Consider the following 26,006-nt stretch of genomic DNA (forward strand, 5'->3'; position numbering starts at 1 on the left):
CCCTTGGGCTTCCGCGCTTTTCGCGTTGTATTCAAGACGAAAGTTACTTCATTTTCCAGGGATGTTCCTCGCCCGCCATGAGGCGCTGGATGTTCTCGGAGTGCTTCCAGAAGATCAGCGCCATGAGCACCAGGGCCAGGGGAATGGCGCTAAAGAGGCCCTGGAAGAGCAGCACCACGGGCATGAGCGCGACCATGACCAGGGAAGCCAGGGACACGAAATTGTAGAAGTACAGGGCCGCGAGGAATCCAAGGGCGCAGAGTATCGTCCCAGAGGTGGAGATGGCCACGAAGGCTCCCACCCAGGTGGCTACGCCTTTGCCGCCCTTGCCGTGCAGGAACACGGAGAACATGTGTCCGCAGACCGCGGCCGTGGCGACCAGCGTCAGAAAAAAGTAGGAATCCGAGAAGCTCGCGGCCAAGGCCACGGGCACAAAGCCTTTCAGCATGTCCAGGGCCAGGGTCAGGGCTCCGTACTTGGTGCCGCAGAGGCGGCCGACGTTGGTCGCCCCGATGTTGCCGCTGCCCTCACTGCGCGGGTCGATGCCGCAGCAGGTTCTGGAGATCAAGAGGCCGAAGGGCATGGCACCCAGAAGATAGCTGATTGCGAGCCAGAATATTGTCACCATGTGCAGTCTCCTTGGTCTTTGGAAAGTTGGATTGGCATGTGCCGAAATCCCCTACGTGAAAATGGCTGCCCGTACAAGTTCATTCCTCTTCCCAGGCCTCGACGATCTTGATCTCGTTGTTCAGGGGATCGACCTTGCCGATTCTGATGGAAAAGCCCTGGCCGAGGCGGATCTTGTCCCCGAAGATCTTGCGCGGAGCCTTCAGGAAGAGCTGCAGATCGGGCAGCGAGATGGTCACCAGGTGCGAGCCCGGATCGACAATGATCCCGGACCAGCGCATCTTTTTGTGATTTTGCCTGAAATATTCGTATTTCCAGTATCGTGGGCGCATGCGCTGAACCTGTCCGACCAGTTCGGCCCTGCTGGACAGCAGCGGGAGCAGGCTTTCGAGCTCGGCCTGGTTCAGCAGGCGCCCGTGCCCGGTCAGTCTGGCCATGATCTGGGCCATGTTGATGAAGTCCGAATAGCGCCTGAGCGGCGAGGTCACCGGAGCATAGGCCTTGGCCCCGATGGTGGCGTGACGCCGGGGCTCGCATTCAAGGATGGAGGGGCCCATGTTGTTGATGATGCGGTAGATGTCCGTGGGATCGGTCCAGACTCCGGCGCTTTCGGCGGGCAGCGTGATGTTCTGGGTCCTGAAAAGCAGGGCGGTGCCGGTCTCCCGGGCCCACGAGCCCATGGCCTTGTTGGCCAGGATCATGAACTCGGACACGATTTTCTGCGCTTCGGGCGTGGATTCGGACTGCACGACCTCGACTTCCGGATTGACCGGGTCCTTGCACAGGACCATGCGCGGATCGGGCTGGTCCATGATCACGGCGTGATCGCGGATGCGCGCCTGCCGCAGCAGGGTGGCCAGGTCGCGGGCGTGGTGCAGCATTCCGGGATCGGCTGTCGCGATTTCGTTTTCAACACCCGTGTAGGTCAGGTTGGCCTTGATGCTGATCCACGCGATTTGCGGGTCAAAGGAGCGCAAGGCTCCTTCCGGGTCCAGATCGAAGGAAATGATCAGAGCCGGGCGTTCCTGCCCGGCGCGCAGGCTGAAGAAATCCTTGCCCAGGGCCTCGGGCAGCATGTGGCTGGTGCCTTCGGGCAGATAGAGGGAAGTGAAGCGGTGTAGCACCGCTTTGTCCAGGGGGCTGCCGAATTCCCAGCCAAGACAGGGGCAGGCCAGGGCCAGACGCAGCTTGAACCCGTCCTGATCCCGCGTCAGGTCGAATCCGTCGTCGATGTCCTGGGTGCTGGAGGAGTCGATGGTCACGATGTCGACGATGGGCTCTGTGCGCGAGGCCAGAACCCGTTCCTGCAGGGCCGTGACCGCCTCGGCGTGGGCCTCGGCCCAGTCCGGCTCCCAGTAGTATTGGGCGCGGCAGAGGTGGAAATTGAAATGCGGCGGCACGATGCCCCAGGCCTGGGCCAGAAAGAGCGGCAGGTGCGGGTCTTCCGGCATGCCCTGGCACATGGTCTTCCACAGGGCGTCCGAATCCCGGTCGTCGGGGTTGCACAGACGGGTCATGAGCAGGTCGCGGATGCGGCTCGCCTGCTCCTCGTCGGGCTGGGGCAGGGTGCTTTTGCGCTTGCAGAAGATGTCCCACAGTCCGCGCAGAAAGACCTGCCCGAAGCCGACCAGACGCTCGCGCTCCTGAGCCTTGCGCAGCTCTTCCTGACGGCGCTCCACGGTTTCCTGCGGATAGATCTCGAACTGGGGCGGGGAGAACTTGAAATGGGTCTTGGTCTGGAGCAGCTTGCGCCCGAGGGCCGCGAGCTGGTCGGGGCTTGCCTCCTCGAAGACCAGGCTTGCGAACCATTCAATGCCCGCCTCGTCCACTTCGCCCTGGGCCAGGTCCCAGATTTCCAGCGCATCGACGGATTCCGCCAGGCGTTCCCGGCGCCCGTTGTGCGTGCGCAGCAGATCGAGCATCTCCTGACGGCTGCTTCCCGCCGGACATTGGGGCCCAAGCCAGGGCAGGACGCGGGACAGCGGGAGCTTGAGCTCGCGCTGCCCCGAGGTGAAGACCCGCAGGCGAGGCCCCTGGACGTCCAGGACCCAGGCCGTGACGGGCTGGTTGTCCTGCAGGAATTCCATGATGCACCCTGGCTGCAGGGATAGAGAGGTGGACATAAAAGGCCTTATGCGCTGTGCGCGTGAGCCGACCTGGCCGGCTCGGGTGAACGGCCCTTGGGCCGTGTTCTAGTGTTTGAAGGAGCGCTGGCCGGTGAAGACCATGGCCACCTGCGGGGTGGCGCTGTTCACGGCCTGGATGATTTCCCAGTCGCGGATGGAGCCGCCGGGCTGGGCGATGGCGGTCACGCCCTGGGCCACGGCCAGATCCACGCCGTCACGGAAGGGGAAGAATCCGTCCGAGACGAGGACCGTGCCGGGCAGGCCGCCCCTGGCCTGTTCGGTGCTGGCCAGAATCTCGGCCAGGGAAGAGGCCAGCTCCTGGTCCGCCCGGGCTTTTTGCTTCAGCTCGTACAGGGAGAGGCCGTGGCGTTCGAAGGCCAGCTTGTCGGCGTACTTGGTGTAGGCCTTCTGGATGGTCAGCTCGACGCAGCCCACCCGGTCCTGTTCACCCGTGCCGATGGACACGGTGGCCCCGTCGCGGGCGAAGATGATGGAGTTCGAGGTCACTCCGGCTTCCACGGCCCAGGCGAAGAGCAGATCCTCGGCTTCGCGGCGGCTGGGCTTGCGGGCCAGGTAGGTGGTGCCGTCCTTGATCGCCTCGGCGGGCAGGAAGTCGTCCTCGGTCAGGATTCTGTTCCTGAAGGAGGCCTGGATGATGAGTCCGCCGTCGACCAGGGATTTTATATCCAGAAAAGGGGTGCCGACAATTTTTTCCAGCTCGGCCAGCGCCGGGATGCCGATGATGCGCAGGTTCTTTTTCGCGGTCAGGACGGTCAGGGCCTCGGCCGTGAAATCCGGGGCGGCGATGACCTCGAAGTAGCTTCCGCTTATGAACTCGGCGCAGTCCTTGTCTAGGGTGCGGTTGACGATGATGGTGCCGCCGAAGGCCGCGATGCGGTCGGAGGCGAAGGCGCGGGTCAGGGCCGTGAACAGGCCCTCGTCAGACCAGGCCGCGCCGCAGGGATTGTTGTGTTTGAGGATGATGGCGGCGGGCTTGGCCGTGAGGTACTGGAGCATGTTGATGCCGTTGTCCACGTCGGTCAGGTTGATCTTGCCCGGATGTTTGCCGGACTGGATCAGGTTGTCCTCGGTCAGACTCGACACGAGCTTGTGCTGTCCCTGCTGGAAGGCGACGCCGTCCATGTTGAAGGAGCTCTCGACCACTTCATAGAGCGCCGCGGGCTGGTCCGGGTTTTCGCCGTAGCGCAATCCTTTCTGTTCGCCGCCGATGTTCCAGGTTTTCTTGGCGTAGCGGATGGTCTGTTCGCCCACGGTCAAGGTCAGGTCGGCGGGAAAGGAGTCCCGGTTCAGCGTATGATACATCTTCTTGAGATCACTCATATATATTCTCCGAAAAGAGGATTTGGCGTTGTCCGGCGTGGGTCCGGGCCGTGTGAATCCATGTGCCCCTAGCACAGGCCCGGATGGACGGCAAATCCCGTGCCGTGCCGGGGCCTGGGGCGGGACGCGCGGGCTGCGCGAATTGTCGTGTTCGAGTTTTTCCGGACCAATCGATTGCGTAAATTGACTTCGCCCCAGCCTTCTCATAAAGAAGGGAGCCATTTGCCATTGCGCTGACGGCGAATATACCAAAGACGAGGAGATCGGATTCATGGCGAATATCGTAGTCATGGGCGCCCAGTGGGGCGACGAAGGAAAGGGCAAGATAGTCGATTTGTTGACCACGGATGTGGCCGCCATCGTGCGCTTTCAGGGCGGAAACAATGCCGGACACACGCTGGTGGTCAACGGCAAGCAGACCATTTTGCACCTCATTCCGTCCGGCATCCTGCATCAGGGCAAGAAGTGCATGATCGGCAACGGCGTTGTGCTGGACCCCTCCGTGTTCTGCCTTGAGATGGACAAGCTGGCCGCGTCGGGCATCGACGTCAGCCCCGAGCGGCTTTTGATCAGCAAGAAGACCCAGCTCATCATGCCGTATCATTGCGCCATCGACAGCGCGCGGGAAAATTTCAAGAGCGGATCGGACAAGATCGGCACCACGGGCCGGGGCATCGGTCCCTGCTACGAGGACAAGGCCGCACGCATCGGCATCCGCGCTGCGGATCTGGCGGACGAAGCCCTGCTCAGGCAGAAGATCGAAAAAGCCCTGGTGGAAAAAAACGCCTTGCTCACCGGCCTCTATGGCCAGGAGCCCATGTCGGCGCAGAAGATTTTCGAGCAGCTCCTGCCCGTGGCCAAGCGTCTGACTCCCTATCTCGGCGACGTGTCCTCGGCCATCCAGGAGGCCGCCGGACAGGGCGTTCTTTTCGAGGGCGCGCAGGGCACCCATCTTGATATCGATCACGGCACCTATCCCTTTGTGACCTCATCCAACACCGTGGCCGGAAACGCCTCGGCCGGATCAGGATGTTCGCCGCGCATGTTCGACCGCATCGTGGCCATCGTCAAAGCCTACACCACCCGCGTGGGCGCGGGCCCGTTTCCGACGGAGCAGCCCGAGGGCGCTGGCGCCTACATGCAGGAGAAGGGCGCGGAGTTCGGCGCGACCACTGGCCGCAAGCGCCGCTGCGGCTGGCTGGACATGGTCGTCCTGCGCGAATCGCAGCGCCTGAACGGCCCCACGGAGATCGCCCTGACCAAGCTCGATGTCCTGGGCGGTCTCGACGAACTGAAGCTCTGCGTGGCCTATCGCTACCGGGGCGAAGAAGTCGCCTATCCGCCGCAGGAAGAGAACGGCATGGCCTATGTCGAGCCGATCTACGAGAGCATGCCCGGCTGGACGGAAGACATCACCGGATGTCGGACCTTCGCCGAGCTGCCTTCGGCCACGCGCGATTACATCGCCCGCATCGAGGAAATCCTGGGCATTCCGGTGTCCATCGTGTCCGTGGGTCCGGACCGGGACCAGACCATTCTGCGCTGACAATGGGAGGTTCGCCTCCCATTTTTTGATCATGTCCACACCCTGGCAGCATATCATCTCTTCCCAGCCCCGCATCGCGGGGTTTCTGGAACGCCTCGCCCAGGCTCCGCCCAATTCACTGCTCCTGGAAGGCGGAAACGCTTCCGAACGTCTGGCCTTCGGGCTTTTCTGGGCCGCGCGGCTGATGTGCCGCGAGGCGGCTCCTCCGTGTGGAAAGTGCCGCATCTGCCTGCAGATCGCCGATGACGCCTGTCGTGATCTTTTTCTCCTGAACGGGGCCGAGGGTTCGATCAACGTGGACACGGTGCGCGAAGTACGCGCCGTGCTCGGCGATCCGCCTGCGGGTCGGGGACCGCGCGTGGTCATCCTGGCCGAGGCGCAGGCCCTGGGCGACGGCGCGGCCAATGCGCTGCTCAAGTCCCTGGAGGAACCAAGCCCGGGCAACGTCTTTGTGCTTTTGGCTCCGAGCCGTGAAATTTTGCTGCCGACCCTGGTGTCCCGCAGTTTCGTGCTTACCTTGGGTTGGCCCAAAGGCGGGCTCGAAGACCCCGATCTGGGCGAGCGCCTGCGCGCCTTGTGCGAGTTCATCCAGAGCGGCAAGGGCGCCTGGCTCGAATGGACGGGGCGCAAGGGCAGCGTGGACGCGCGGATGGCCGACTCCATTTTGCGCGAGGTCCAGCGCAGCCTGGTCCAGGCCGGGTACGGCAACCCCCTGACCGAGCTGGCACGCCTCCTGGCCGCGAGGCTGGATGTGGTCGCGGTGCGTCAGGTGGGCGTCATCATCGAGAATGCCCTCGAAAGTCTGGAAGTGGGGGCCAATCCAGCCGTGGTGCTGGAGTGGGTCGCCATACGCATGTGGAACCTCCTGCACAAATAAGAAGATGCGCGAAATCATTCTCATACAAATCGCCGGCACTGACCGGGACGGTCTTCTGGCCGGGATCATGGGGCAGCTGGCCGAGTCCGGGGTGACCATCCTCGACATCAGCCAGTCCGTCATTCACGACGACCTCTCCCTTGGCGTGCTCATCGAGGTGCCGCGCGAGAACGAATCCTCGCCCATTTTGAAGGACCTCCTCTACTGGGCCCACAACCAGGGTCTGCACCTCAAGTTTTCCCCCGTGACCGAGGACGATTACGAACGCTGGGTCGGCGTGCAGGGCCGCAAGCGGCATATCGTGACCGTGCTCGGGCGCACCATAACGGCGGCCAATCTGGCGGCCATGGCCGAGGTGATCACCTCGCACGGACTGAGCATCGACTGCATCACCCGCCTTTCGGGTCGCAGATCCCTGGCCAATCCGCCGGCCATGCCCCGGTCCTGCCTCGAATTTTCCGTGCGCGGTACTCCGGAAGACATCTCCGGCATGCGCGCCGCTTTTCTGGACCTCTCCCGGGAACAGGGCATCGACATCGGCTTTCAGGAAGACAACGCCTTCCGTCGCATTCGTCGGCTGGTCTGTTTCGACATGGATTCGACCCTGATCCAGGCCGAGGTCATCGACGAGCTGGCCAAGCGGGCCGGAGTGGGCGAGGAGGTCGCGGCCATCACCGAGGCGGCCATGCGCGGGGAGCTGGACTTTTCCCAGAGCCTGCGCAAGCGCGTGAGCCTGCTCAAGGGCCTGCCCGAAACCGTGCTGCAGGATGTCGCCGCGACCCTGCCCATGACCGAGGGCGCGGAAAGACTCATTCGCACCCTGAAGAGCCTTGGCTACACCATCGCCATCCTGTCCGGCGGTTTCAATTATTTCGGGCACCGTCTGCAGGAGCAACTCGGCATCGACTACGTGCACGCCAACGAGCTTGAGATAAAGGACGGGGTCCTGACCGGCGGACTGGTGGGCGAGATCGTCGACGGCGCGGGCAAGGCCCGGTTGCTGAAGTCCATCGCCGCCGAGGAGCATATCTCCCTGTCTCAGGTCATTGCCGTGGGCGACGGGGCCAACGATCTGCCCATGCTCGACGTGGCCGGGCTCGGCATCGCCTTTCACGCCAAGCCCGTGGTCCGTCAGGGCGCGGGGCAGGCCATTTCCAACGTGGGTCTTGACGGCGTGCTCTATTTTCTGGGCCTGCGGGACCGCGAAACCCTGGATCAACTGGCCGGAAGGGAGGGATAATGTTCGGAAAGCTGTTTTTGCTCTTTGTGCTGGTGCCGGTGGCCGAGATTTACGTGCTGGTCACCGTCGGCAGCTCCATCGGGGCCTTCCCGACCATCGCCCTGGTCATATTGACGGCCCTGGCCGGAGCGCATCTGGCGCGCATGCAGGGGCTGTCGACCATGATGCGCATCCGCGAGAATCTGGACCAGGGCTTCATGCCCGCCGAAGAACTCCTCGACGGCGTGCTCATCTTTCTGGCCGGAATGGTACTCCTGACGCCGGGCTTCCTGACCGACATCGCAGGCCTGCTCATCCTTCTGCCGGCAACGCGCAACCTGTTCAAAAAGTGGCTGCGCAAGAAGTTCGACGAATGGCGGCAAAATCCCAACGTACACATAACGTTCCACAGATAAAGGCCAGCCCCCGGCGGAACGCGCCCCACAGGCGCAAGCTCTGCGTAGTTCATCCAGTCCATTCCGCCCATTCCGTCCGTAGCGTCCACCAAAAAAGCCTACAAAGCCCCAGACCCCGGAGCACACCATGATCTACCGCAATCTCAAATCCTGCCTCGACGATCTGGAGCGGACCAAACAGCTGGTACGCATCGATGAGCCCATCGACCCCTATATCGCGGCCGGAGCCATCCAGCGCAGGGTCTTTCAGGCCGGTGGACCGGCACTGCTCTTCACCAACGTCAGGGGCACCAAATTTCCCATGGCCGCCAATATTTTCGGCACATTGGCGCGGACAAAATTCATTTTCCGCGCCACCCTGCGCCGCGTGGAGGCCATGCTTTCGGCCAAGGCCGATCCGGCCCTCGTCCTGAAAAAGCCCGCGCTCTGGCCAGGGCTGGCCCTTGGCGCCTGGCACACCCTGCCCAAGACCGTCAGCGACGGCCCGATCATGGCCCACACCACCAGCATTTCGCAGCTCCCGCAGCTCGTTTCCTGGCCCATGGACGGCGGGGCCTACGTGACCCTGCCGCTGGTCTATTCCGAGAGCCCTTCAAAGCCCGGATACATGGGCTCGAATCTTGGCATGTACCGCATTCAGCTCTCGGGCAACGAGTTTGAAAAGGACCGGGAAGTGGGCCTGCACTACCAGATCCATCGCGGCATAGGGTATCATCACGCCGAAGCCATCGCGCGCAAGACCCGCCTGCCCGTGAACATTTTCGTCGGAGGACCTCCGGCCATGACGCTGGCCGCCATCATGCCCCTGCCCGAGGGCATCGCCGAGATGCTCTTTGCCGGTGCGCTGGGCGGGCATCGCGTGCCCATGGTCAAGCGGCCCGGGGAACTGCCGATCCCGGCTGAGGCGGATTTCTGCATCCGTGGATACATCGACCCCGGCGTGCAGAAGCCCGAAGGCCCCTTCGGGGACCATCTCGGCTACTACAGCCTGGCGCACGATTTTCCGGTCATGCAGGTTTCCGAGGTGCTGCACCGCGAAGGCGCCGTCTGGCCTTTCACCACGGTGGGCCGCCCGCCCCAGGAGGACACCATGTTCGGGGCGTTCATCCATGAACTGACCGCCGAGCTGGTGCCGCAGGTTTTCGGAGGCGTGCACGAGGTTCACGCCGTGGACGCGGCCGGAGTGCATCCGCTCCTCTTGGCCGTGGGCAGCGAGCGCTATGTGCCTTATGCGGGCGAGCGCCAGCCTCAGGAGCTCATCACCAACGGGCTGTCACTGCTGGGCACGACCCAGACCTCCCTCTCCAAGTACGTCATCCTCGCCGCCCGCGAGGACGACCCGGACCTGTCCTGCCACGATGTGCCCCGATTCCTCGGGCATGTGCTCGAACGCCTCGATCTGTCGCGGGATCTGCATTTCATCACCCGCACGACCATGGACACGCTCGATTATTCCGGCATCAGCCTCAATCAGGGCTCCAAGGTGCTCTGGACGGCCGCCGGAAGTCCCAAACGCGAACTGGGCACGGCCTTGCCCGCCCTGATCCTGCCGGACGGGTTTTCCAATCCGCGTTTTTTTGCTCCGGGCATGCTGGTCCTTTCCGGTCCGGCCCACGCCCAGCCGCGCGACACCCACGACCCGGCCATGGAAAATCTGTGTCAGGTTCTGGCAAAAGCCGACCTGCGCGGTTTTCCGCTCATCGTTGTCGCCGATGACGCCGAGTTCACGGCGGATTCCTGGGACAATTTCCTGTGGGTGACCTTCACCCGCTCGGACCCGGCCACGGACACCTACGGGCTGAACGGATTCACGCACTGCAAGCATTGGGGATGCACGAGCATGGTCGTCGACGCCCGGCTCAAGACCTATCACGCCCCGGCGCTGGTCAGTGTGGCGGAAATCGAAAAAAGAGTGGACGAACTTGCCCTGCCCGGCAGACCCCTGTATGGAATCATCTAATCACCCAATCAACACCAGCGGGGACATGCACATGCGTACAAAGATAGTGGCCACTCTGGGCCCGGCTTCCATGGATCAGAACGTCATGAAGGAAATGGTCCTGCTTGGCGTGCGGGTCTTCCGTCTCAATTTTTCCCATGCCGACGCGGAGTATTTCGGGCCGGTCATTCAGAAGATCAGGCAGGTCGAGAAGGAGACCGGCATCCCGCTTACAGTCATGGGAGACCTGTGCGGTCCCAAGATCCGCATCGGCGAGGTCAAGGGCTCGCCCCTGCAGATCCGCAAAGGGGCCTATGTATGCCTTGGCGGGCCATCCATGGCGGCGACGACCGAAAGCGACATCTTCATAAGCCTCGATGTGCCGGAGCTTCTGGAAGGCCTGGAGGCGGACATGCCCGTGTCCCTGTCCGACGGCATGCTGCAGTTCAAGGTCGTGAAGGTCATCGAGCGCGACCGACTGGTCCTGATGGAGGCCCTGAACGGCGGCATCCTGACCTCCAACAAGGGCATCGCCTTTCCCGGCAAGACGCTCAAGGTGGCGGCCATGACTGACAAGGACCGCCGCGATCTGCACCAGGGACTCGATATCGGCATCGACGCCGTGGCCCTGTCCTTCGTGCAGAGTAAGGAGGACATCGAGGACATCAAGGCCGAGATCGCGCGGCACGGGACCTGGATTCCCGTGGTGGCCAAGGTCGAGCGCAAGAACGCCGTGGACAAGCTCGACTCCATCCTGGAAGTGGCCGACGCCATCATGGTCGCGCGCGGCGACCTGGGCCTCGAATGCAGCCCGGCCGAGCTGCCCATCATCCAGAAAAAGATCCTGCGCTCCTGCCGGCATGCCCAGAAGCCGGCCATCGTCGCGACCCAGATGCTCTTGTCCATGGTCAAGAATCCCATCCCCACGCGCGCTGAATCGACGGACGTCTCCAACGCCATGATCGACGGCGCGGACTGCGTCATGCTCTCCGAAGAGACGGCCATCGGCAGCTATCCCGTCGATGCCGTGCGCTTCATCAACGAGATCGCGCAGTATTCCGAGCCATATTACCTGGAGCGCCTGGGCGGCCCCTACATGCCCAAGGCCGAAAAGAATCCGCCCAAGTTCCTGGCCTACTCCGCCTGCCTCATGGCCGACAACGCCGACAGCGTGGCCCTGGTCTGCCATTCGACCACGGGCGCCACGGCCCGGTACATCAGCTCCCGCCGTCCGGCGCAACCCATCTACGCCATGACCACGGACGCGCGCATCATGCGCTGGATGAACTTCTTCTGGGCCATCACCCCGGTGGAAAGCCCGCTCGAGCCCCGCAGTCACCAGAAGAGAGCGGAAAAGTTCGTGCAGGAGTACGCGGGTTTCAGGCCCGGCGAGAACGTGATCATCGCCAGCGGCCAGGCCACCCCGGGCATGGGTACGGTCATGACCAACGAGATCAAGGTGTATTATAAGTAGCTTGGAGCAGTTAGAGAGCGCTCCGCCATCAAACGACCATGTTTTTGACGTAAACTTGTCTGCGAGGTATGCCGCATGACCGCGTGACGGTCGTGCGGCATATTTTTTTTTGCATCGCTTGGTTTTGAAAAAGGAGGCTTCTGTGAGAATCGCGATCTGCAGCTATAGCCAGGGTGTTGGCAATGGCATAGCCAGGATGGATGAGTATCTTTTGCAATATTTAGACAGAGGCACTTTTTCTGTTTTGTACGTCTTTATCGATACCAAGAAGGATGGTTTGTTCGAAAGAGTCTCCCCAGGGAGAATACATCTTTCCCTTGATATCGCGCTGGAAAATCTTCCCGACATTTTTAGACATGTCGATATCATACAATTCAATGGGAGCTATGATCCTGTTATCTGTTCCGCCGCAGAGATAGCCGGAAAAAAAGTGGTGATTGAGGTTATGCACAATATTGAGCCTGGGATGATGCATCGAAATGTGTGCCATACGGTTTGTGTATCCCGAACGGTTCAGAGGGCTCAGCTGAATGCCAGCAAAACCAGCGTTATATATAACGGTGTAGACACGCAGAAATTCGTTCCTGCGCGGATAAGACGCTATCCGGAAAAGATTGTTGTGATGCAGCCAGCCCGGCGTGACAAGGTGATGCACGCGAATCTGGAAAATCTCGCTCCTCGCATCTTCGCGCATAATGGCAATCTCGAGTTTTGGATGGTCGGCCCGGGCCAGGACACGGCCTACGGCGAAAATTTTTCCGCCATGAAATATCTCGGGGTGCGAGCGGACATGGAAGAACTTTACGCCAATGCCGATTTCATGCTTCTGCTGTCCAAAGGAGACTCTTTTGGTCTGGTTGCGGCCGAGGCGATGGCGTGCGGGTGCCTGCCTATAGTGTCTCACGATGGTGGAGCCGCCGAGTTCGTTGAGCATCTGAAAGATGGATATGTGGTTGACTGCTCGCGGCCGGAAGGAATTGTTCCTGCCATTCTGGAGGCCCTGAACGCTCGTGGCGAAGACGAAGTCATGCGTCTGGCGGCGCGCAGAAAAGCGCTGGACGTGCTCGATATTAAAAATTCAGTGTGGCACTATGAGCAACTGTACGCAGAGATAGTTTCAAAGTCCTGTGCTCACGAGTCTTGTGGTGCATGCTTGTCGAAGGAGCTTCCAATCATGGAGTCACGTATGATGACTTTGGCCATGTATCATCGGCAAGGACGCAGCTTGTGTGAGTTGGCTCCGTTTTTTTCAAAACTTGTCCTCACGGAGCAGGGATTTGATCCAGGCAGGCTTAGGCATCCGTTTTGGGGAAACGTATTTGAAATCGTTTCTTCCTTGGCGCACGAAATGGTTCTTAGTGGGCACAAGGATGTCGCGTTTAGATTCTACGACAAACTGTTGTCGAGTAGAATTATCTTTCCATTTTATTTGCAAAATTGGCTGGAGAGCGGTCCTGCTTTAGATGCACGTACGAGAATTCGGCATGCTTTGGATGTGCTTGGCTGCGGTTGAAAAGCATCGTGTTTGCAGGCGTCGCACAATAGGGTTTCAAGGTGAAAAATCGCAAAAGGTAAGGAAAAGGGGCGGTCCAGCAGGCCGCCCCTTTTTTGGTAACATGTCGGGATGAAGTAGCTTTAAAAATCCAGCGTCTTTTTCCAGGCTGTGGCCAGGTCTTCTACCGAAGCGTTGGCCAGGATTGCGCTTCCAGCGCGCAGGGTCAGCTTTTCGTCGGATGTGGTCCGGCCGATGGCGGCCATGAAGTCATCGGCGAAGAGGGCTTCGAAGGCGCCGCGCCTGTCTTCCGGCACCGTGACCACGAAGCGGCTGGCGGATTCGCTGTAGAGGCGCTGTTCGGGCAGCGGGCAATCAAGGGCCGGGATCTTGTCCACGTCGATGTCCGCACCGATCCGTCCGGCCAGAGCCATTTCGGCCACAGCCACGGCCAGTCCGCCGTCGGAGACGTCGTGGGCCGCGCTGACAAGGCCGGTGGTGATGGCTTCGTGCATGCGCTCGTAGCGGATGCGCGCGGAAACCGCGTCGACCTGCGGCACCGATCCGCACACACCCAGGGCGTCGGCATATTCCGAGCCACCCAGTTCGTTTTTGGTCAGGCCGAGCACGTAGACGTTTTCGTCCGGACGCTTGAAGTCGGAGGTCATGGTCCTGTTGCAGTCGTTAATCACGCCCATGACCGAGAAGAGGACCGTGGGCGGGATGGAGATCTTGGTTCCGCCGCCGGTGTAGTCGTTCTTCATGGAGTCCTTGCCGGAAATGCAGGGCACTCCGTAGGCGAGGCAGAAATGGGCCAGGGCCTGATTGGCGCGGACCAGCTGGGCCAGTTTGTATTCGCCGTCCGGGGTCTTTTCGGACTGGACCGGGTCGCACCAGCAGAAGTTGTCCACGCCGGCCATGTGGCGGATGTCGCCGCCGGTGGCCACGGCGTTGCGCACGGCTTCATCGATGGCGCCCGCCATCATCCAGTACGTATCGAGATCGCTCAGTTTCGGGCAGATGCCGTTGGCCACGACCAGGGCCTTGTCGCTGCCGAGCTGGGGACGGATCACGGCGGCGTCGGCCGGACCGTCGTTCCGGGCTCCAATGAGGGGCTTGATCACGCTTCCACCCTGTACCTCGTGGTCGTACTGGCGGATGACATACTCGCGGGAGCAGATGTTCAGGCGGCCGAGCATGGTTTGCAGAAAGTCCTGATGGTCCGTTACCTTGGGATGCGGCGTTTCGCAGCCACAGCAGACCTGCGGTTGCCGCCAGGCGGCGCGGAGCTTCATCTGCGGGCAGCCGTCATGCAGGAACTGCATGTCGAGGTCGGTCACGATCCTGTCATTGTAGCGCACATGCAGGTAGCCCGAGTCCGTGAAGCAGCCCAGATCCGAGGCCTCGACGTTCATTTCTTCCGCCAACTCCATGAAGGCCTGAAGTTTGGACGGGGGCACGGCCAAGGTCATGCGCTCCTGGGCTTCGGAGACCAGGATCTCCCAGGGGCGCAGGCCGTCGTACTTGAGCGGGGCCTTGGCCAGGTCCATGTCGCAGCCGCCGCAGTCCTGGGCCATTTCGCCGACCGAGGAGCTCAGTCCTCCGGCGCCGTTGTCGGTGATGGCGTTGTAGAGGCCCAGATCGCGGGCGCGCATCAAAAAGTCGTACATGCGGCGCTGGGTGATGGGGTCGCCGATCTGGACGGCCGTGGCCGGAGAGCCCTCGTGCAGCTCTTCGGACGAGAAGGTCGCGCCGTGGATGCCGTCCTTGCCGATGCGGCCGCCGGTCATGATGATGCGATCGCCGGGCAGGGCCTTCTTTTCGTAGCTGGGATGTCCGGCCACGGTGGCGGGCATGGTGCCGATGGTGCCGCAGAATACCAGCGGCTTGCCCAGGAAGCGTTCGTGAAAGACGATGGCTCCGTTGACCGTGGGGATGCCGGACTTGTTGCCGCCGTGTTCGACGCCTTCCCGCACGCCCTCGAAAACGCGGCGCGGGTGCAGCAGGCGGGGCGGCAGTTCGTCGTCGTGAAAGGGCGAGGCGAAGCAGAACACGTTGGTGTTGCAGAGCAGGTTCGCGCCCATGCCGGTGCCCATGGGGTCACGGTTCACGCCGACGATGCCGGTAAGGGCTCCGCCGTATGGGTCCAGGGCAGAGGGGCTGTTGTGGGTTTCGACCTTGATGCAGACGTTTATGTCTTCGCTGAAGCGGATCACGCCGGCATTGTCCTTGAACACGGACAGGCAGAAGTCGTCCTTGCCCATGCGCTGGCGCAACTGCTTGGTGCTGCCCTGGATGTAGGTCTTGTAGAGGCTGTTGATTTCAGCCTTGGTGCCGTTTTCAAGATTCTCGTAGCTGATGCGGGAGCTGAAGATCTTGTGCTTGCAGTGCTCGGACCAGGTCTGCGCCAGGCATTCGAGTTCCGCGTCCGTGGGTGCGGCGGGGAGATTTTTGGCCTTGCGGTGGGCGACGACCTCGGGGCTCGCATAGTAGTCGCGGATGCAGCGCATTTCTTCAAGATTCAGGGCCAGGATGTTTTCGCGGCTGAGCTTCATGAGCGCGGCGTCATCCATGCTGCTCAAATCCACGATATCGACGGTGCTCGAGGCTTCGCCCGTGACCGCCGCAGTGCGCGCCGGAAAGCCGGGGCTTGTGGTCCAGGTGTCCCTGTCCACGATCTGGAAGCGCTGGATCAGCTCGTTGGCCAGAAGGTCCTTGGCGATGTGCTCCACCTGGGCCGGGCTCAGGTCGCCGCTGATCAGGTACTGGGTGGATGTGTAGACCGCGATGTCCGCGTTGCGTTCCCCAAGCACTGTGCGCAGGGTTTCGCGAGCGGTGCGGCCCTCGTTGTCGGTCACGCCGGGGCGGAAGCCGACCTCGATGATCCAGTCGAAATCCGTGGCCGCCGGAGCGGTCTGGGCCGTATGCAGGACCGGGTCATGCAGGGCTCCGGCCTCGATGGCCTGATCCACCTGGGCCTGGCTCAGTCCGTCGACGGTGTAGATCCGGATTATCCGGACCTGATCCACGGTCAGGCCGAGCTCGTTTTTGATCTTGTGGGCGGTCTTGTTGCCCTGGGTATCGGTAACTGCCTTGCGCAGAGCCACTTCGACTCGGATCGGCATGTTGTTCTCCTAAGGTGGCGCTTATGGTTCAGAGGTACTGGTTGGCTGCAGGTGCACGATGGTGTTTCCGCCCTGAGCCTTGGCTTGATAATTGGCTTTGTCGCAGCGTTCAAGCAGGGATTGCGAGGTATCCTCGGGTTCGAGCATGCTCATGCCAATGCTCAAGGTAACCTGATTTTGGTGCAATATGCTGAATTCTTTCTGAATTCTTTCTGCGATCGTCAGCAGGTTTTCGACGGTGGAGTTGCTGGAGATGACAACGAATTCGTCTCCTCCGAAGCGGCAGGGAAAATCCAGCCCCTTGCGCAGGATGCGTCGCAGGAGCTGCCCCAGCTCTTTCAAGGCCTTGTCGCCCCCGTGGTGACCATGGGTGTCGTTGAAGAGCTTGAACTTGTCGATGTCGAAAAAGATCAGTCCGAGCGAGGATCCAGTGCGCTTGGCGCGGGACATTTCCCGGTCGAGAAGCGGCTGGAGGTGATGCCGGTTGAAAACCTGGGTCAGGGAATCGAAAAGAGCCTGTTCCCGGATCTTGCGCTCCAATCTTCTGATGGCCGAAATGTTGCGGCCGACAATCAGTCCATGGTCGGTTCCGAACGAAAAGCGTGAAAAGACGAGCTCAAGCTGCAAGTGTTCGTCGTCAAGGACGATCTGCACTTCCACCGCCGCCTGGCTCTGCTCCAGAAATTCCATGTCCCAGGCTTCTTCCTGCGCGTTCATGGGGCGGGTCAGGTGGAAGAGGTTGCGGCCGGTCAGGAACGAGCCGTGGCGACCGGAGGCAAAGGTGATGGTCCCGACTTTGTCCGTGGTCAGGACCAGGTCCTGCATGGACCCGAGCAGGGTGTTCAGGAAGTCCCGTTGGTGCAGGGCCTCGAATTCGAGCACCCGGATTTCCGCCAGATCCTGGACCATGGCCAGAATGTTCGTTTGCGAGCCGTGGCTGATTTTGTAACCGGCCAGGGAGAAGGACGAGGTCGCGGGCTCCTTGCCGGGACCAAGCGGGCAATGGATGGAGCAATGGCCTCCCTGGGATGAGTTGCTCAGGAAGTTGCGCCAGCCTTGCATGGCTTGCCGGGCCTGCTCCGCGTCCTTGCCCTGCGCCAGTCGGTCTTCGAGCTGCTCCGCGCCGTCGAGAAATTCGGTAAAGGTGGGATTGGCCCGCAAGATGCGCCCCTGTGCGTTGAGCAGCGCAACTCCGGTGGGAAGAATGTCAAGCAGCTCGGCCTTGATCTCAAGCTGGCCGACGGTGCGCGCCTGACGCCGGATGCCCCGGGCCAGGAGGCGCGTGTAGAGCGTGGCTTCGGCCCTGGTCCGGCTTGATTCGTTGGCGTCGTTCAGGTGCAGCTCTCCGACCGTTTGCCCCTCGGCTTCCAGTGGGTAGGCGTCTTCGGAAAATATCCTGAGTTTTTCAAGGGATGGGGCGATGTCGGGCCCGTGCACTCCGGCATTGTTCAGGACAAATCGTTCCCAGTACGTGTTGGCGGGCGCGTGCAGGATGATCTCGGCTTTGCGACAGTCCCAGTTCCAGCGCAGATGCCTGCCGATGCAGGCCGCGATGGCCGCATTGCCGCCGGTCAGGCCCTCGACTTCCTTGGCCTGGTGGTGAAAATCCTGGATGGATTGAAGGGAGTGGGCGTAAAGCCTGTCTTCCGGATCAAGATCCTTGACGTTCATGGCCTCGGACAGTTCCGAAAAAAGAGTCGCGCATTGCCGACGCAGCCCGTCCATGCCTTCGGGAGGCAGGGCGCCTGCCTTGGCCAGAAGAAAGCTGAGCTGGTTCAAGCTGTCCGGGGCCGGGTCGGTGCGAAATTCCGCTTCCGCCCATCTGGTTCCGAGAATGACCGCCTGGGTCAGGGGCGGGTAGTCGAAGACATGTTCCAGGTCGTGGTGCGCGGTGATGGCCGCGATCATGGGTTCGGGGAAATTCCACTGCGTGAGCAGTTCTGCGGTCAGGGTGGAGTGATCCTCCGGAAGATGGTCCTGCCAGGACATGAAGGTCGGGCCGGTGTTGACGAAGTCCGGCCGCTTGAGATGCGGCAGGAGATGTTCGGGAAAATTGGCGGCGTAGAGAAGCAGGGATAGGTCCTTGACCAGGGCGCAGATGTAGGCGGTTTCCGCTTCTTCCGGGGCCAGACGCTGGGCGATGAGCTGCGCTCCGAGTGCCGCCCAGATGATGATGCGCCAGTTGGCGAAGGTGTCGAAACCGTTTTTTTCCAGAATCGAGTTCAGGTTTTTCTGCAGGGACAGGGACAGGGCGATGCGCAGGATCTCGTTGTCGCCAAGGATGATCGCCGCCCGCTGCACGTCGGAAATCTTGCTGGTCTGTCCATAATAGGGCGAGTTGACGAGGGAAAGGATGGCCGTGGCCAAGGCCGGATCAAGCCGCAGTATGGAGGCGATGACACCGAAGTTCGGCTCGGATTTGACCGCCTCCTGGAGGAGCTGGGCCGTGGCCGGCGAAAAGGTCGCTTTCAGGCTTGCACGCAACGAGGTCGCGAGGTTGCGAGGGGGAAGGCGATCCTGGTTTGGCATGCTTATTTATCTCTTGTCAGGACGAATTCGATCATGGCTCCGAGCAGTTTTTTTTCCAGGCATTCGGGTAGCACGGCGAGAGCCTGGCTGGCTAGTGTCAAATAGGATTTGGCTTCATCCCGGGTCTTTTCGGCAAAACCCTGTCCCACGACATCGGCGACGATCTGGTCCTGCCTGACCGGGTGCAGGTTCACGTCCGTGAGCTCCCGGGTGGTAATCGCGCGTTGGTCCGCTGGCAGCGATTCAAGATACAAAAGCAGGGGCAGTGTGAACTTGCCTTCGCGCAGATCTCCGCCCAGCGGCTTGCCCGAGGTGTCGGCCCGCGACGTGTAGTCCAGGGCGTCGTCCACCAGCTGGAACGCGATGCCAAGGTTCAGGCCGAAGGTCTTGGCGCCCGTGCGCGCGCGCTCGGACCCTCCCGCCGCGATGACGCCGAACTCGCAGGCCGACTGGATCAGGTAGGCCGTCTTGCCGGTGATGATCTCAATGTATTCGGCCCGGGTGATATGCGCCTTGCGGATGGCGGCGATCTCCATGATTTCGCCCGTGGCCGTCTGCATTATGGCCTTGGTGATGCAGGAGGTCAGGGCCGGATTGTCCGTGCGGGCCACGATTTCGTTGGCCAGCGCCAGGAGCACGTCTCCGGCCAGCACCGTGGGTGTGATGCCGTAGATGGTGTGGGCGGCCGGTTTGCCTCTGCGCAGGTCCGCGTTGTCCAGGATGTCGTCGTGCATGAGGGTGGCCGAATGCAGAAACTCCAGGGAACTGGCCAGGGTCTGCAGATTGTCTCCCCGGAAATCCAGGGCGCGGGCAAAGAGAAGCGTGAGCATGGGGCGCAGGCGTTTTCCTCCGGCGTCCATGACATGCGCGGCCACGGGTCTGACCAGTTTGGGCAGGGCGTCGATCTCCCGCGCGATGGCGGCATTGATGGCCGGCAGCTCTTTGAGGAAGGTTGCTTTGAGTTGGGCGAAGGCTTCGTTCATGAAAGATCCCGCAATGTTTGCAGCGTGTTGAGAGCGGCCTGGCCGTCTGGGCCCATGTCCAGGCTGTATTCGTTGACGTAGGCGGCAATATGTTGTTCCAGCGTGATCGCGTCAAGCTCTCTGGCCAGGGAGGAGATAAATGGCATGACGGAGTCCTGCCGGGCCCTGGCATGAAGGATGCTCGCGCGGATGCTATCCGCTATGCGTGCGTGGAGGTCCGTGCCGAGTTCGTTCCGGGCCACGATGCAGCCCAGGGGAAAGGGCAGGGCGTTTGTGTGCTCACGCCACCATTGCCCAAGGTCGAGGCGCAGGGCAAGATCGTAGCGGTCATGGACCAGCGCGGTTTCGTGGATGAGCAGCCCCGCATCCACATCTCCGGCGCGCACGGCATCGACGATGGCGTGGAAGATCATGGGCACCGGGACAAAATTTCCGCCAAGGGCGGCGCGCAGCACGCAGGCCGCCGTGGTGTCGAGGCCGGGCACGGCGATCCTGTGCGGAGTGCCCGAAAAATCCTTGCGGGTCACGAGCTTGGGTCCATGTTCGAGGCCGAAAGCCCCGCCGCAGGGCAGGATTGTGTACGTGTCGCCCAAATTCAGGGCCGTGGCCGCGCTGACTTTGATCACGTCCCAGGCGCCGGCGAAGGCTCCCTGGTTGAGCTCCTGCACGTCATGCCAGAAAAACCGGCAGTCGCGTCCGGCCGGGGATGCGGTTAGGCCGAGCACCCAGGCTCCAAAGATGAAGCTGTCGTTGGGGCAGGGCGAAATGGCGACGCTAAGGGGGGTCATGCCGAGTCTCCGGTGAGAACGGGGAGAATGTTTTGCAGGGCGTTCAACGCCAGCTTGAAATTCCAAAGACGCTTGTCGCGGGCGCCGACAGGGTTGGACACGGTGCGGATCTCCAGAAACGCGATGCCCAGCCGCCGTGCCGCCAGCGCGAGGCTGAATCCCTCCATGTTTTCCGTGAGTCCGCCATGAAGGTCGCGAAGCGATTGCGCGCGCTGCGGGTCCCCGCTCACTCCGGCCACGGTCAGGCTCGGGCCGATGGCCCACGCGGGATGCAGGGTCATGCCCATGGCGGCCGCTTGCGCGATCGGATCAAGGTCGAGCCGGTTGGGGGGATCAAGGGGCAGGTCGGCGAACATCCGATGCCCAAAGACTTCCTCCTCTGCCGGTGAGGAATGACGCACTCCGTACTCCGGCCAGATTTCGGCGTCGGCGACGCAGGTCGAACCCAGGGGGGCGCGGGCCATGTCGAAGCTGCCGCAAATGCCCAGATTCAGAACTCCGGTCACCTCGGGATGGCGTTCGAGCAGGGCTCCCACGCTGAAGGCTGCGGCCACCGGCCCGATGCCTACCGGGCAGGGCAGAAAGTCGCGTCCTCGGATGCGTACGGGTTTAAGCGTATCCGTCGGAGAAGCTGCCGGCAGGTTTGCCGCGTTCTGGCATTCCAGCTGTGTTGCGCAGGCCAGGAGAATCATGCGGGGTCCATGGTTTACAGACGCCAGTATTTGAATTCGCGCGACAGGGCGTCCCTGTCCAGAAAGCCCTTGACGTCGATGACGATTCCGCCGGCGGGATTCTTGAACATGGCCGCGATGCGGCCCGCGTCAAGCTGCGCGAACTCGGCGTGCGAGACCGCCAGAATGAGAGCGTCAAGCTGCCGCAGTTCCGGCAGGGGCAAAAGATCCACCCCGTATTCCTCTTTGGCTTCCCGCGCATCGGCCAGCGGGTCGTGCACCAGGACATCGACGTGATAGTCGGAAAGTTCGTGGATGATGTCCTCTACCCGGCTGTTGCGCAGATCCGGCACATTTTCCTTGAAGGTCAGGCCCAGAAGGCCGACGCGGGCACCCTTGATCAGGCATCCGGCATCGATCATGGCTTTTATGGTCTTCTCGGCGATGAACTTGCCCATGCCGTCGTTGATGCGCCTGCCGGCAAGGATGACCTGCGGGTGGAAGCCGATGGATTCGGCCTTGAAGGTCAGGTAGTAGGGGTCCACCCCGATGCAGTGCCCGCCGACCAGGCCCGGCCGGAAGGGCAGAAAGTTCCATTTGGTGCCCGCGGCCTCGAGCACTTCGTTGGTGTCGATGCTCATGCGGTCGAAAATCAGGGCCAGTTCGTTCATCAGGGCGATGTTCAGATCCCGCTGGGTGTTTTCGATGACCTTGGCGGCTTCCGCGACCTTGATGCTCGAAGCGCGGTGCACCCCGGCCTTGACGATGGACGCGTAGAAGCGGGCCAGCAAGTCCGCCGTGGGCTGATCCTGGCCTGCGACCACCTTGACGATGCTCTCCAGGGTGTGGACCTTGTCGCCGGGATTGATGCGTTCCGGGGAATAGCCCACGGTGAAATCCCTGCCGCAGGTCAGGCCGGATTTCTCTTCCAGCAAAGGCACGCAGATTTCTTCCGTCAGCCCGGGATAGACCGTCGATTCATAGACGATGATGCAGCCCTTGCGCATGTGCGCGCCCACGGTGGCGGTGGCTCCGACCACGGGCCGCAGGTCCGGCTTGCGGTTGCCGTCGATGGGCGTTGGCACGGCCACCACGATGATTCCGGCCATGGCCAGCCTTGCGGGATCGTCGGTGTATTCGACCCGGGCGCGGGCCAGCTTCTCAGGCTCCACTTCCCGCGTGGAGTCCCTGCCGCTTTGCAGCTCTTCGATGCGGGGGCGGGAAATATCGAAGCCAATGACCTTGAAGTGGTCGCCAAGGGCCACGGCCAGGGGCAGGCCGACATAGCCCAGTCCCACCACGGCAACTTCCGAGGCGCCGGATGCGATATCTTCAAAAGTGATCATGGGAGTTCCTCGTTACAGCATGTCCCAAAGGGTTGAGGGGTGACGGCAATGAGCGGCCGGGAGGGCATCAGGACGGTTTTTGGGCCACGTGGATATAGACGATTCCCGAGCTCAGGGCCTGATAGCCGACCTGGTCGAAACCGGCGTCCCGGAGCTCTTTGGCCAGGGCCGAAGCGTTGGGAAAGGCCAGGATCGTGTCAGCCAGGTATTGGTAGGCTTCGGGATTCTTGGAGAAAAAGCGCCCGATGCGGGGCAGGACCTTGCCGAGATAGAAATTGTAGGCTCCCTGCCAGATCCTGGCCTGTCCGGTGCCGAATTCAAGAATGCACAGCCGTCCTCCGGGCGCCAGGACGCGCAGAATCTCGCTGTAGGCTTCGCTTCTGGGCAGGATGTTGCGGATGCCGAAGGCGATGGTCACCGTGTCGACACATTCGTCAGGCAAGGGCAGGGCGCGTCCGTCGGCCTGGACCGGAAAAATGGCTGGCTGGCTCACGACTTTTTTCTTGCCGCTGCAGAGCATGGCGCGGGAAAAGTCCATGCTCAGGATCTTTAGCGTGGGATGACGGCGCAGAATTTCCCTGCTCACGTCCAGGGTTCCGGCCGCAAGGTCGAGCACCGCGCCCGTGGCTCCGGTCCGCAGGGTGCGCACCAGACGATAGCGCCAGTAGATGTCTTGGCCCAGGCTCAGGAAATGATTGAGAAAGTCGTACCAGGTCGCGATGTTGTCGAAAAGGCTGGAGACCCGCTTTCCGTGCTCATTCGGGTTCAACGGCGCTGTCCTTCTCGATGTCCGAAATCTGACCGGTCTTGGTCACCGTGCGGTAGACGTCGTCGTAGATGGGTTCGAAGTATTCGGAAAAATTGGAAGGGGAGATGCGTCCGACTTCAATGAACTTGACGACGATTTCCTTGGCGACCTGCAGGGCTTGTTTTTGGATCTGGTCCATGAGTGTCTCTCTCTGGGTTGAAATGCAACAAAAAAACCGCCCGGGGGGAATGGTATCGACCTGCTTTGGGGGAAAACCGGGCGGTAAAAAAAGAAAGAAAAACCCTGAAGCCATCCCTTCGTTTTTTTTCTAGCTAGCACAGCCCAAAGTGGGAGTCGAGAGCCTCCCGGAGCCTTGACCCCGGGGGGCGGCTCAGTCTTCCATTTCCTGGAGCAGGGCCTGAATTTCCTCGCGGATGATCTTGGCCGCGGCGGCGGGCATCTGCTGCTGAACATATTCCTGAAGTCCGCTTCTGATCGCGTCCAGATCCGGGGTTGCGGGGGCCTTGGCGGCCAGGGCGTCGAGCTCCGCGCGCAGGCGATTTGCCTCGTCGCCAAGGGCAGCCATGGCGGCATCCTTGTCCGACAGGGCTTTTTGCATGGCGCTCAAGGCTTCTTCCTGTCCGCGCACAAGGGATCTCAGGTTTTCAAGTTCGGCTTCCATTTTCTGCATGGCCGAGGCGGGCAGGGTCTTGGCCAGTTCGGCGCGGATGTCCGGAATGGATTCGACCTGGCTTTGCAGGGCGTTCACGGATTCCTGCAGCCCGTCCATGCTGGCCGAGGACGCCAGTTCCGCCACCCTGGCCTCGACATGTTCGAGGATTTCCTGGCGCAGGGCTTCGGCCAGGGGCAGGTCCTTGGGGGATTGCGGCAGGAGGGCCAGGATTTGTTCGGCCCCGGGTTCTTCCCGGTTCTCAATCTGTGAACGCAGGCCTTCAAGTTCGGCCTCGATTTTCTGCATGGCCGAGGCGGGCAGGGTTTTGGCAAGTTCCGCCGAAAAGTCAGGCAGGGATTCAACCCGCTGTTGCAGGGCGCTCACGGATTCCTGCAGCCCGTCAACGCTGGAAGATGCCGCCAGTTCCGCCACCCTGGTCTCGACATGTTCGAGGATTTCCCGGCGCAGGGCCTCGGTCAGGGGCAGGTCCTTGGGGGACTGCGGCAGGAGGGCCAGGAGTTCTTCAGGACTCGGTGCGGGGGCGACTTCGGGCCGGGACTCCAGGGCGTCGAGCCGGGCGCTGATGATTTCGAGTTCGGCGCTTGAGACCGTCGGTTCACCTTCAAGCCGCGTCTGCGCGGCTTCAGGAGCCGCCTGGGCCGGAGAGGCCGCTGGCGGGGCTTGCTCTTTTGCCGACTGAAGAGGCGCGGGTTCATCCGCTTCCGCCTGCTCGGGCTCGTCCACCACAGGGGTGCCGAGCTGGATTACGGGAGCCTCCACGGGTTCTTCGGCCTGTTTTGCCTCGGCGGCAGCCTTGACGGGCGCTTCGGGGGCGGGGGGCTCGGGCTTGTCAGTCGATTCCAGGAGCACGGTTTCAGGAATGTCCGTGAGCAGGTCGTCGGTCAAGTCCTGGATGCTGGCGGCTTTTTCATCGCTCTTCAAACCCGGGATTTCGAGCTCGAGATCGATGGAGTCGGAGGAATAAAAAGTATCGTCGCCTTTTTGCTTTGGTTCCGGCATGTCCCCGTCGAGAATGATGTCGAGCGCGGTATCATCGTTGTCATTGTCTCCGATGCCTAGAGAATCGAAAAGATCGTCCAGATCCGAGATGTCCATGCCGGGATCGGGCGTCTGCGTTTTGGCCGGGGCTGCGGGAGCCTGGGGCCGGGCCGGGGTGGGAGCCGGTTCGTCGAAGAGGATATCAAGATCGATTTCATCGCCGGTTGCCTCGGCAGGCGCGGACTGGGGTTCGGCGTCGCGAAGCAGGTCGTCAAGCTCCTTGTCCAGGCTTTTGGCGTCAACGGCTTTGTCCATGGCGAAGTCTTCGAACTTTTTATCCAGCGCGATTCCTTCTTCCACGATCTCCGTCAGTTCAATGATATCGTCCGTCGGGTTGGTGCTTGTGGTCATGGCGTGATCCTTTCTTGGCGTTGTGGACATCGGCTTTTCCTATCAAGAAGCCTGGGCAAGGGCAATGCACGGGGCGGGTTATCTGATTTCCGACCGAAAAAAAAGCCCCCGCCACAGGGTCTGTGGCGAGGGCAACCAAAGGCCGGCCTTTGCTTGTGCTGATGTGCGGTCTCTAGCGTGAACGCTAGTTGGTGTGACACTTGCCACAGGCGGTGGGGCCGGTGGGCTTCTTGTCTTTTTTCAGAGCCTTGTGACAATCGATGCACTGGGTGTGGAAAGCGTTTTCCACCAGCTTGATGTCTTTGGCATTGGCCTTGTCGCGGAACTCCAGGGAGTCGTGGCAGCCGGAAGTGGTGCACTTCTTGACTGCGCCGCCGTCGGCTTCCAGGGTGTGGTGACACTGGACACATTCTACAGTGGCGTGTTTGGAATGGGGGAAGGGCACTGTTTTCTGCAGGGCCCCGGGTTTGTCACCCTTGGGTTTTGCCTTCATTCCCTCAGGGGCGCTGATGACGTAGTCGTCTCCGGGAGCGTCGGCAGCGCTGACGCTCATGACGGCGCCCAAGCACAGGAAAGCCGCGCAGATCAGGCTGATCAACAATTTCTTTTTCATCCTCTTTCTACCTCCAGAAAGAAAAGTTACAAAAAGCACAAGCAGGGACGTATATATCGACGG

Annotated in this window: 20 protein-coding genes; 7 read left to right on the plus strand and 13 right to left on the minus strand. The window is 61.6% G+C overall.

The genetic code is table 11. The features are described from left to right. Positions 1 to 43: 43 nt before the first annotated feature. The 3 genes from plsY to H4684_RS03165 form a co-directional block, all read right to left on the minus strand. Positions 44 to 628: a glycerol-3-phosphate 1-O-acyltransferase PlsY gene (plsY, locus tag H4684_RS03155; RefSeq protein WP_192622791.1), complete on the minus strand. Its 585-nt coding sequence runs from the start codon at positions 626 to 628 to the stop codon at positions 44 to 46. A gap of 79 nt (positions 629 to 707) precedes the next feature. Next, positions 708 to 2,750 carry a ribonuclease catalytic domain-containing protein gene (locus tag H4684_RS03160; RefSeq protein ID WP_192622792.1) on the minus strand — a complete coding sequence of 681 codons (2,043 nt, stop codon included), beginning with the start codon at positions 2,748 to 2,750 and terminating at the stop codon, positions 708 to 710. Between the two features lie 69 nt (positions 2,751 to 2,819). Further along, the gene (locus H4684_RS03165) at positions 2,820 to 4,094 is read right to left on the minus strand and encodes an IMP cyclohydrolase (protein ID WP_192622793.1); all 1,275 of its coding nucleotides are present in this window, start codon (positions 4,092 to 4,094) and stop codon (positions 2,820 to 2,822) included. Between the two features lie 271 nt (positions 4,095 to 4,365). Here H4684_RS03165 and H4684_RS03170 point away from each other — a divergent pair, with 271 nt between their 5' ends. The 7 genes from H4684_RS03170 (at position 4,366) to H4684_RS21105 (ending at position 13,078) form a co-directional block, all read left to right on the plus strand. Next, entirely contained in the window at positions 4,366 to 5,640 is a 1,275-nt protein-coding gene (locus H4684_RS03170; protein WP_192622794.1) for an adenylosuccinate synthase, read from the plus strand. Positions 5,641 to 5,671: 31 nt separating this feature from the next. After that, a complete protein-coding gene (locus H4684_RS03175) occupies positions 5,672 to 6,517 on the plus strand; it encodes a DNA polymerase III subunit delta' (protein ID WP_192622795.1) in 846 nt (281 codons plus the stop codon). A gap of 4 nt (positions 6,518 to 6,521) precedes the next feature. After that, on the plus strand, positions 6,522 to 7,757 hold the full coding sequence (serB, locus tag H4684_RS03180; RefSeq protein ID WP_092189668.1) for a phosphoserine phosphatase SerB: 1,236 nt from the start codon (positions 6,522 to 6,524) through the stop codon (positions 7,755 to 7,757). Next, the gene (locus tag H4684_RS03185; RefSeq protein ID WP_192622796.1) at positions 7,757 to 8,152 is read left to right on the plus strand and encodes an FxsA family protein; all 396 of its coding nucleotides are present in this window, start codon (positions 7,757 to 7,759) and stop codon (positions 8,150 to 8,152) included. The genes serB and H4684_RS03185 overlap by 1 nt, the downstream gene beginning before the upstream one ends. Before the next feature lie 127 nt (positions 8,153 to 8,279). Beyond that, positions 8,280 to 10,112 (plus strand): UbiD family decarboxylase, encoded by a 1,833-nt coding sequence (locus H4684_RS03190; protein ID WP_192622797.1) that lies wholly within the window; start codon positions 8,280 to 8,282, stop codon positions 10,110 to 10,112. 31 nt (positions 10,113 to 10,143) lie between these two features. Then, a complete protein-coding gene (gene pyk / locus H4684_RS03195; protein WP_192622798.1) occupies positions 10,144 to 11,565 on the plus strand; it encodes a pyruvate kinase in 1,422 nt (473 codons plus the stop codon). A 142-nt stretch (positions 11,566 to 11,707) separates the two neighbouring features. Continuing rightward, positions 11,708 to 13,078, plus strand: coding sequence for a glycosyltransferase family 4 protein (locus H4684_RS21105; RefSeq protein WP_192622799.1), 1,371 nt, complete (start codon positions 11,708 to 11,710; stop codon positions 13,076 to 13,078). Positions 13,079 to 13,200: 122 nt separating this feature from the next. Here H4684_RS21105 and H4684_RS03205 read toward each other — a convergent pair whose 3' ends face one another. The 10 genes from H4684_RS03205 to H4684_RS03250 form a co-directional block, all read right to left on the minus strand. Beyond that, positions 13,201 to 16,182, minus strand: a complete 2,982-nt coding sequence (locus tag H4684_RS03205) for an AIR synthase-related protein (protein ID WP_192622800.1) — start codon at positions 16,180 to 16,182, stop codon at positions 13,201 to 13,203. 21 nt (positions 16,183 to 16,203) lie between these two features. Continuing rightward, a complete protein-coding gene (locus H4684_RS03210) occupies positions 16,204 to 18,711 on the minus strand; it encodes a sensor domain-containing diguanylate cyclase (protein ID WP_192622801.1) in 2,508 nt (835 codons plus the stop codon). Positions 18,712 to 18,713: 2 nt separating this feature from the next. Next, entirely contained in the window at positions 18,714 to 19,694 is a 981-nt protein-coding gene (locus H4684_RS03215; RefSeq protein WP_192622802.1) for a polyprenyl synthetase family protein, read from the minus strand. Next, a complete protein-coding gene (locus H4684_RS03220) occupies positions 19,691 to 20,482 on the minus strand; it encodes a 1,4-dihydroxy-6-naphthoate synthase (protein ID WP_092189656.1) in 792 nt (263 codons plus the stop codon). Before H4684_RS03220 ends, H4684_RS03215 begins: the two co-directional genes overlap by 4 nt. After that, the gene (gene mqnB, locus H4684_RS03225) at positions 20,479 to 21,174 is read right to left on the minus strand and encodes a futalosine hydrolase (RefSeq protein WP_092189654.1); all 696 of its coding nucleotides are present in this window, start codon (positions 21,172 to 21,174) and stop codon (positions 20,479 to 20,481) included. Before mqnB ends, H4684_RS03220 begins: the two co-directional genes overlap by 4 nt. Before the next feature lie 14 nt (positions 21,175 to 21,188). After that, a complete protein-coding gene (locus H4684_RS03230) occupies positions 21,189 to 22,499 on the minus strand; it encodes a nucleotide sugar dehydrogenase (protein WP_092189652.1) in 1,311 nt (436 codons plus the stop codon). Between the two features lie 67 nt (positions 22,500 to 22,566). Next, positions 22,567 to 23,268, minus strand: a complete 702-nt coding sequence (locus tag H4684_RS03235; protein WP_192622803.1) for a ubiquinone/menaquinone biosynthesis methyltransferase — start codon at positions 23,266 to 23,268, stop codon at positions 22,567 to 22,569. After that, positions 23,255 to 23,446 carry a hypothetical protein gene (locus H4684_RS03240; RefSeq protein ID WP_092189648.1) on the minus strand — a complete coding sequence of 64 codons (192 nt, stop codon included), beginning with the start codon at positions 23,444 to 23,446 and terminating at the stop codon, positions 23,255 to 23,257. The genes H4684_RS03235 and H4684_RS03240 overlap by 14 nt, the downstream gene beginning before the upstream one ends. 192 nt (positions 23,447 to 23,638) lie before the next feature. Beyond that, complete coding sequence (locus H4684_RS03245; protein ID WP_192622804.1) at positions 23,639 to 25,360, minus strand: coiled-coil domain-containing protein; 1,722 nt, start codon at positions 25,358 to 25,360, stop codon at positions 23,639 to 23,641. Positions 25,361 to 25,514: 154 nt separating this feature from the next. Next, positions 25,515 to 25,943 carry a cytochrome c3 family protein gene (locus H4684_RS03250; RefSeq protein ID WP_092189644.1) on the minus strand — a complete coding sequence of 143 codons (429 nt, stop codon included), beginning with the start codon at positions 25,941 to 25,943 and terminating at the stop codon, positions 25,515 to 25,517. Positions 25,944 to 26,006 lie beyond the last annotated feature (63 nt).

Origin of the sequence: Desulfomicrobium macestii, from assembly GCF_014873765.1 — a bacterium.
In the GTDB taxonomy this organism is placed as follows: domain Bacteria; phylum Desulfobacterota; class Desulfovibrionia; order Desulfovibrionales; family Desulfomicrobiaceae; genus Desulfomicrobium; species Desulfomicrobium macestii.

Excerpts from the sequence above, each read along its gene's own strand:
- plsY (WP_192622791.1), bottom strand. The coding sequence starts at position 628 with ATGGTGACAATATTCTGGCTCGCAATCAGCTATCTTCTGGGTGCCATG.
- H4684_RS03160 (WP_192622792.1), bottom strand. The coding sequence starts at position 2,750 with ATGTCCACCTCTCTATCCCTGCAGCCAGGGTGCATCATGGAATTCCTG.
- H4684_RS03165 (WP_192622793.1), bottom strand. The coding sequence starts at position 4,094 with ATGAGTGATCTCAAGAAGATGTATCATACGCTGAACCGGGACTCCTTT.
- H4684_RS03170 (WP_192622794.1), top strand. The coding sequence starts at position 4,366 with ATGGCGAATATCGTAGTCATGGGCGCCCAGTGGGGCGACGAAGGAAAG.
- H4684_RS03175 (WP_192622795.1), top strand. The coding sequence starts at position 5,672 with ATGTCCACACCCTGGCAGCATATCATCTCTTCCCAGCCCCGCATCGCG.
- serB (WP_092189668.1), top strand. The coding sequence starts at position 6,522 with ATGCGCGAAATCATTCTCATACAAATCGCCGGCACTGACCGGGACGGT.
- H4684_RS03185 (WP_192622796.1), top strand. The coding sequence starts at position 7,757 with ATGTTCGGAAAGCTGTTTTTGCTCTTTGTGCTGGTGCCGGTGGCCGAG.
- H4684_RS03190 (WP_192622797.1), top strand. The coding sequence starts at position 8,280 with ATGATCTACCGCAATCTCAAATCCTGCCTCGACGATCTGGAGCGGACC.
- pyk (WP_192622798.1), top strand. The coding sequence starts at position 10,144 with ATGCGTACAAAGATAGTGGCCACTCTGGGCCCGGCTTCCATGGATCAG.
- H4684_RS03205 (WP_192622800.1), bottom strand. The coding sequence starts at position 16,182 with ATGCCGATCCGAGTCGAAGTGGCTCTGCGCAAGGCAGTTACCGATACC.
- H4684_RS03210 (WP_192622801.1), bottom strand. The coding sequence starts at position 18,711 with ATGCCAAACCAGGATCGCCTTCCCCCTCGCAACCTCGCGACCTCGTTG.
- H4684_RS03215 (WP_192622802.1), bottom strand. The coding sequence starts at position 19,694 with ATGAACGAAGCCTTCGCCCAACTCAAAGCAACCTTCCTCAAAGAGCTG.
- H4684_RS03220 (WP_092189656.1), bottom strand. The coding sequence starts at position 20,482 with ATGACCCCCCTTAGCGTCGCCATTTCGCCCTGCCCCAACGACAGCTTC.
- mqnB (WP_092189654.1), bottom strand. The coding sequence starts at position 21,174 with ATGATTCTCCTGGCCTGCGCAACACAGCTGGAATGCCAGAACGCGGCA.
- H4684_RS03230 (WP_092189652.1), bottom strand. The coding sequence starts at position 22,499 with ATGATCACTTTTGAAGATATCGCATCCGGCGCCTCGGAAGTTGCCGTG.
- H4684_RS03240 (WP_092189648.1), bottom strand. The coding sequence starts at position 23,446 with ATGGACCAGATCCAAAAACAAGCCCTGCAGGTCGCCAAGGAAATCGTC.
- H4684_RS03245 (WP_192622804.1), bottom strand. The coding sequence starts at position 25,360 with ATGTCCACAACGCCAAGAAAGGATCACGCCATGACCACAAGCACCAAC.
- H4684_RS03250 (WP_092189644.1), bottom strand. The coding sequence starts at position 25,943 with ATGAAAAAGAAATTGTTGATCAGCCTGATCTGCGCGGCTTTCCTGTGC.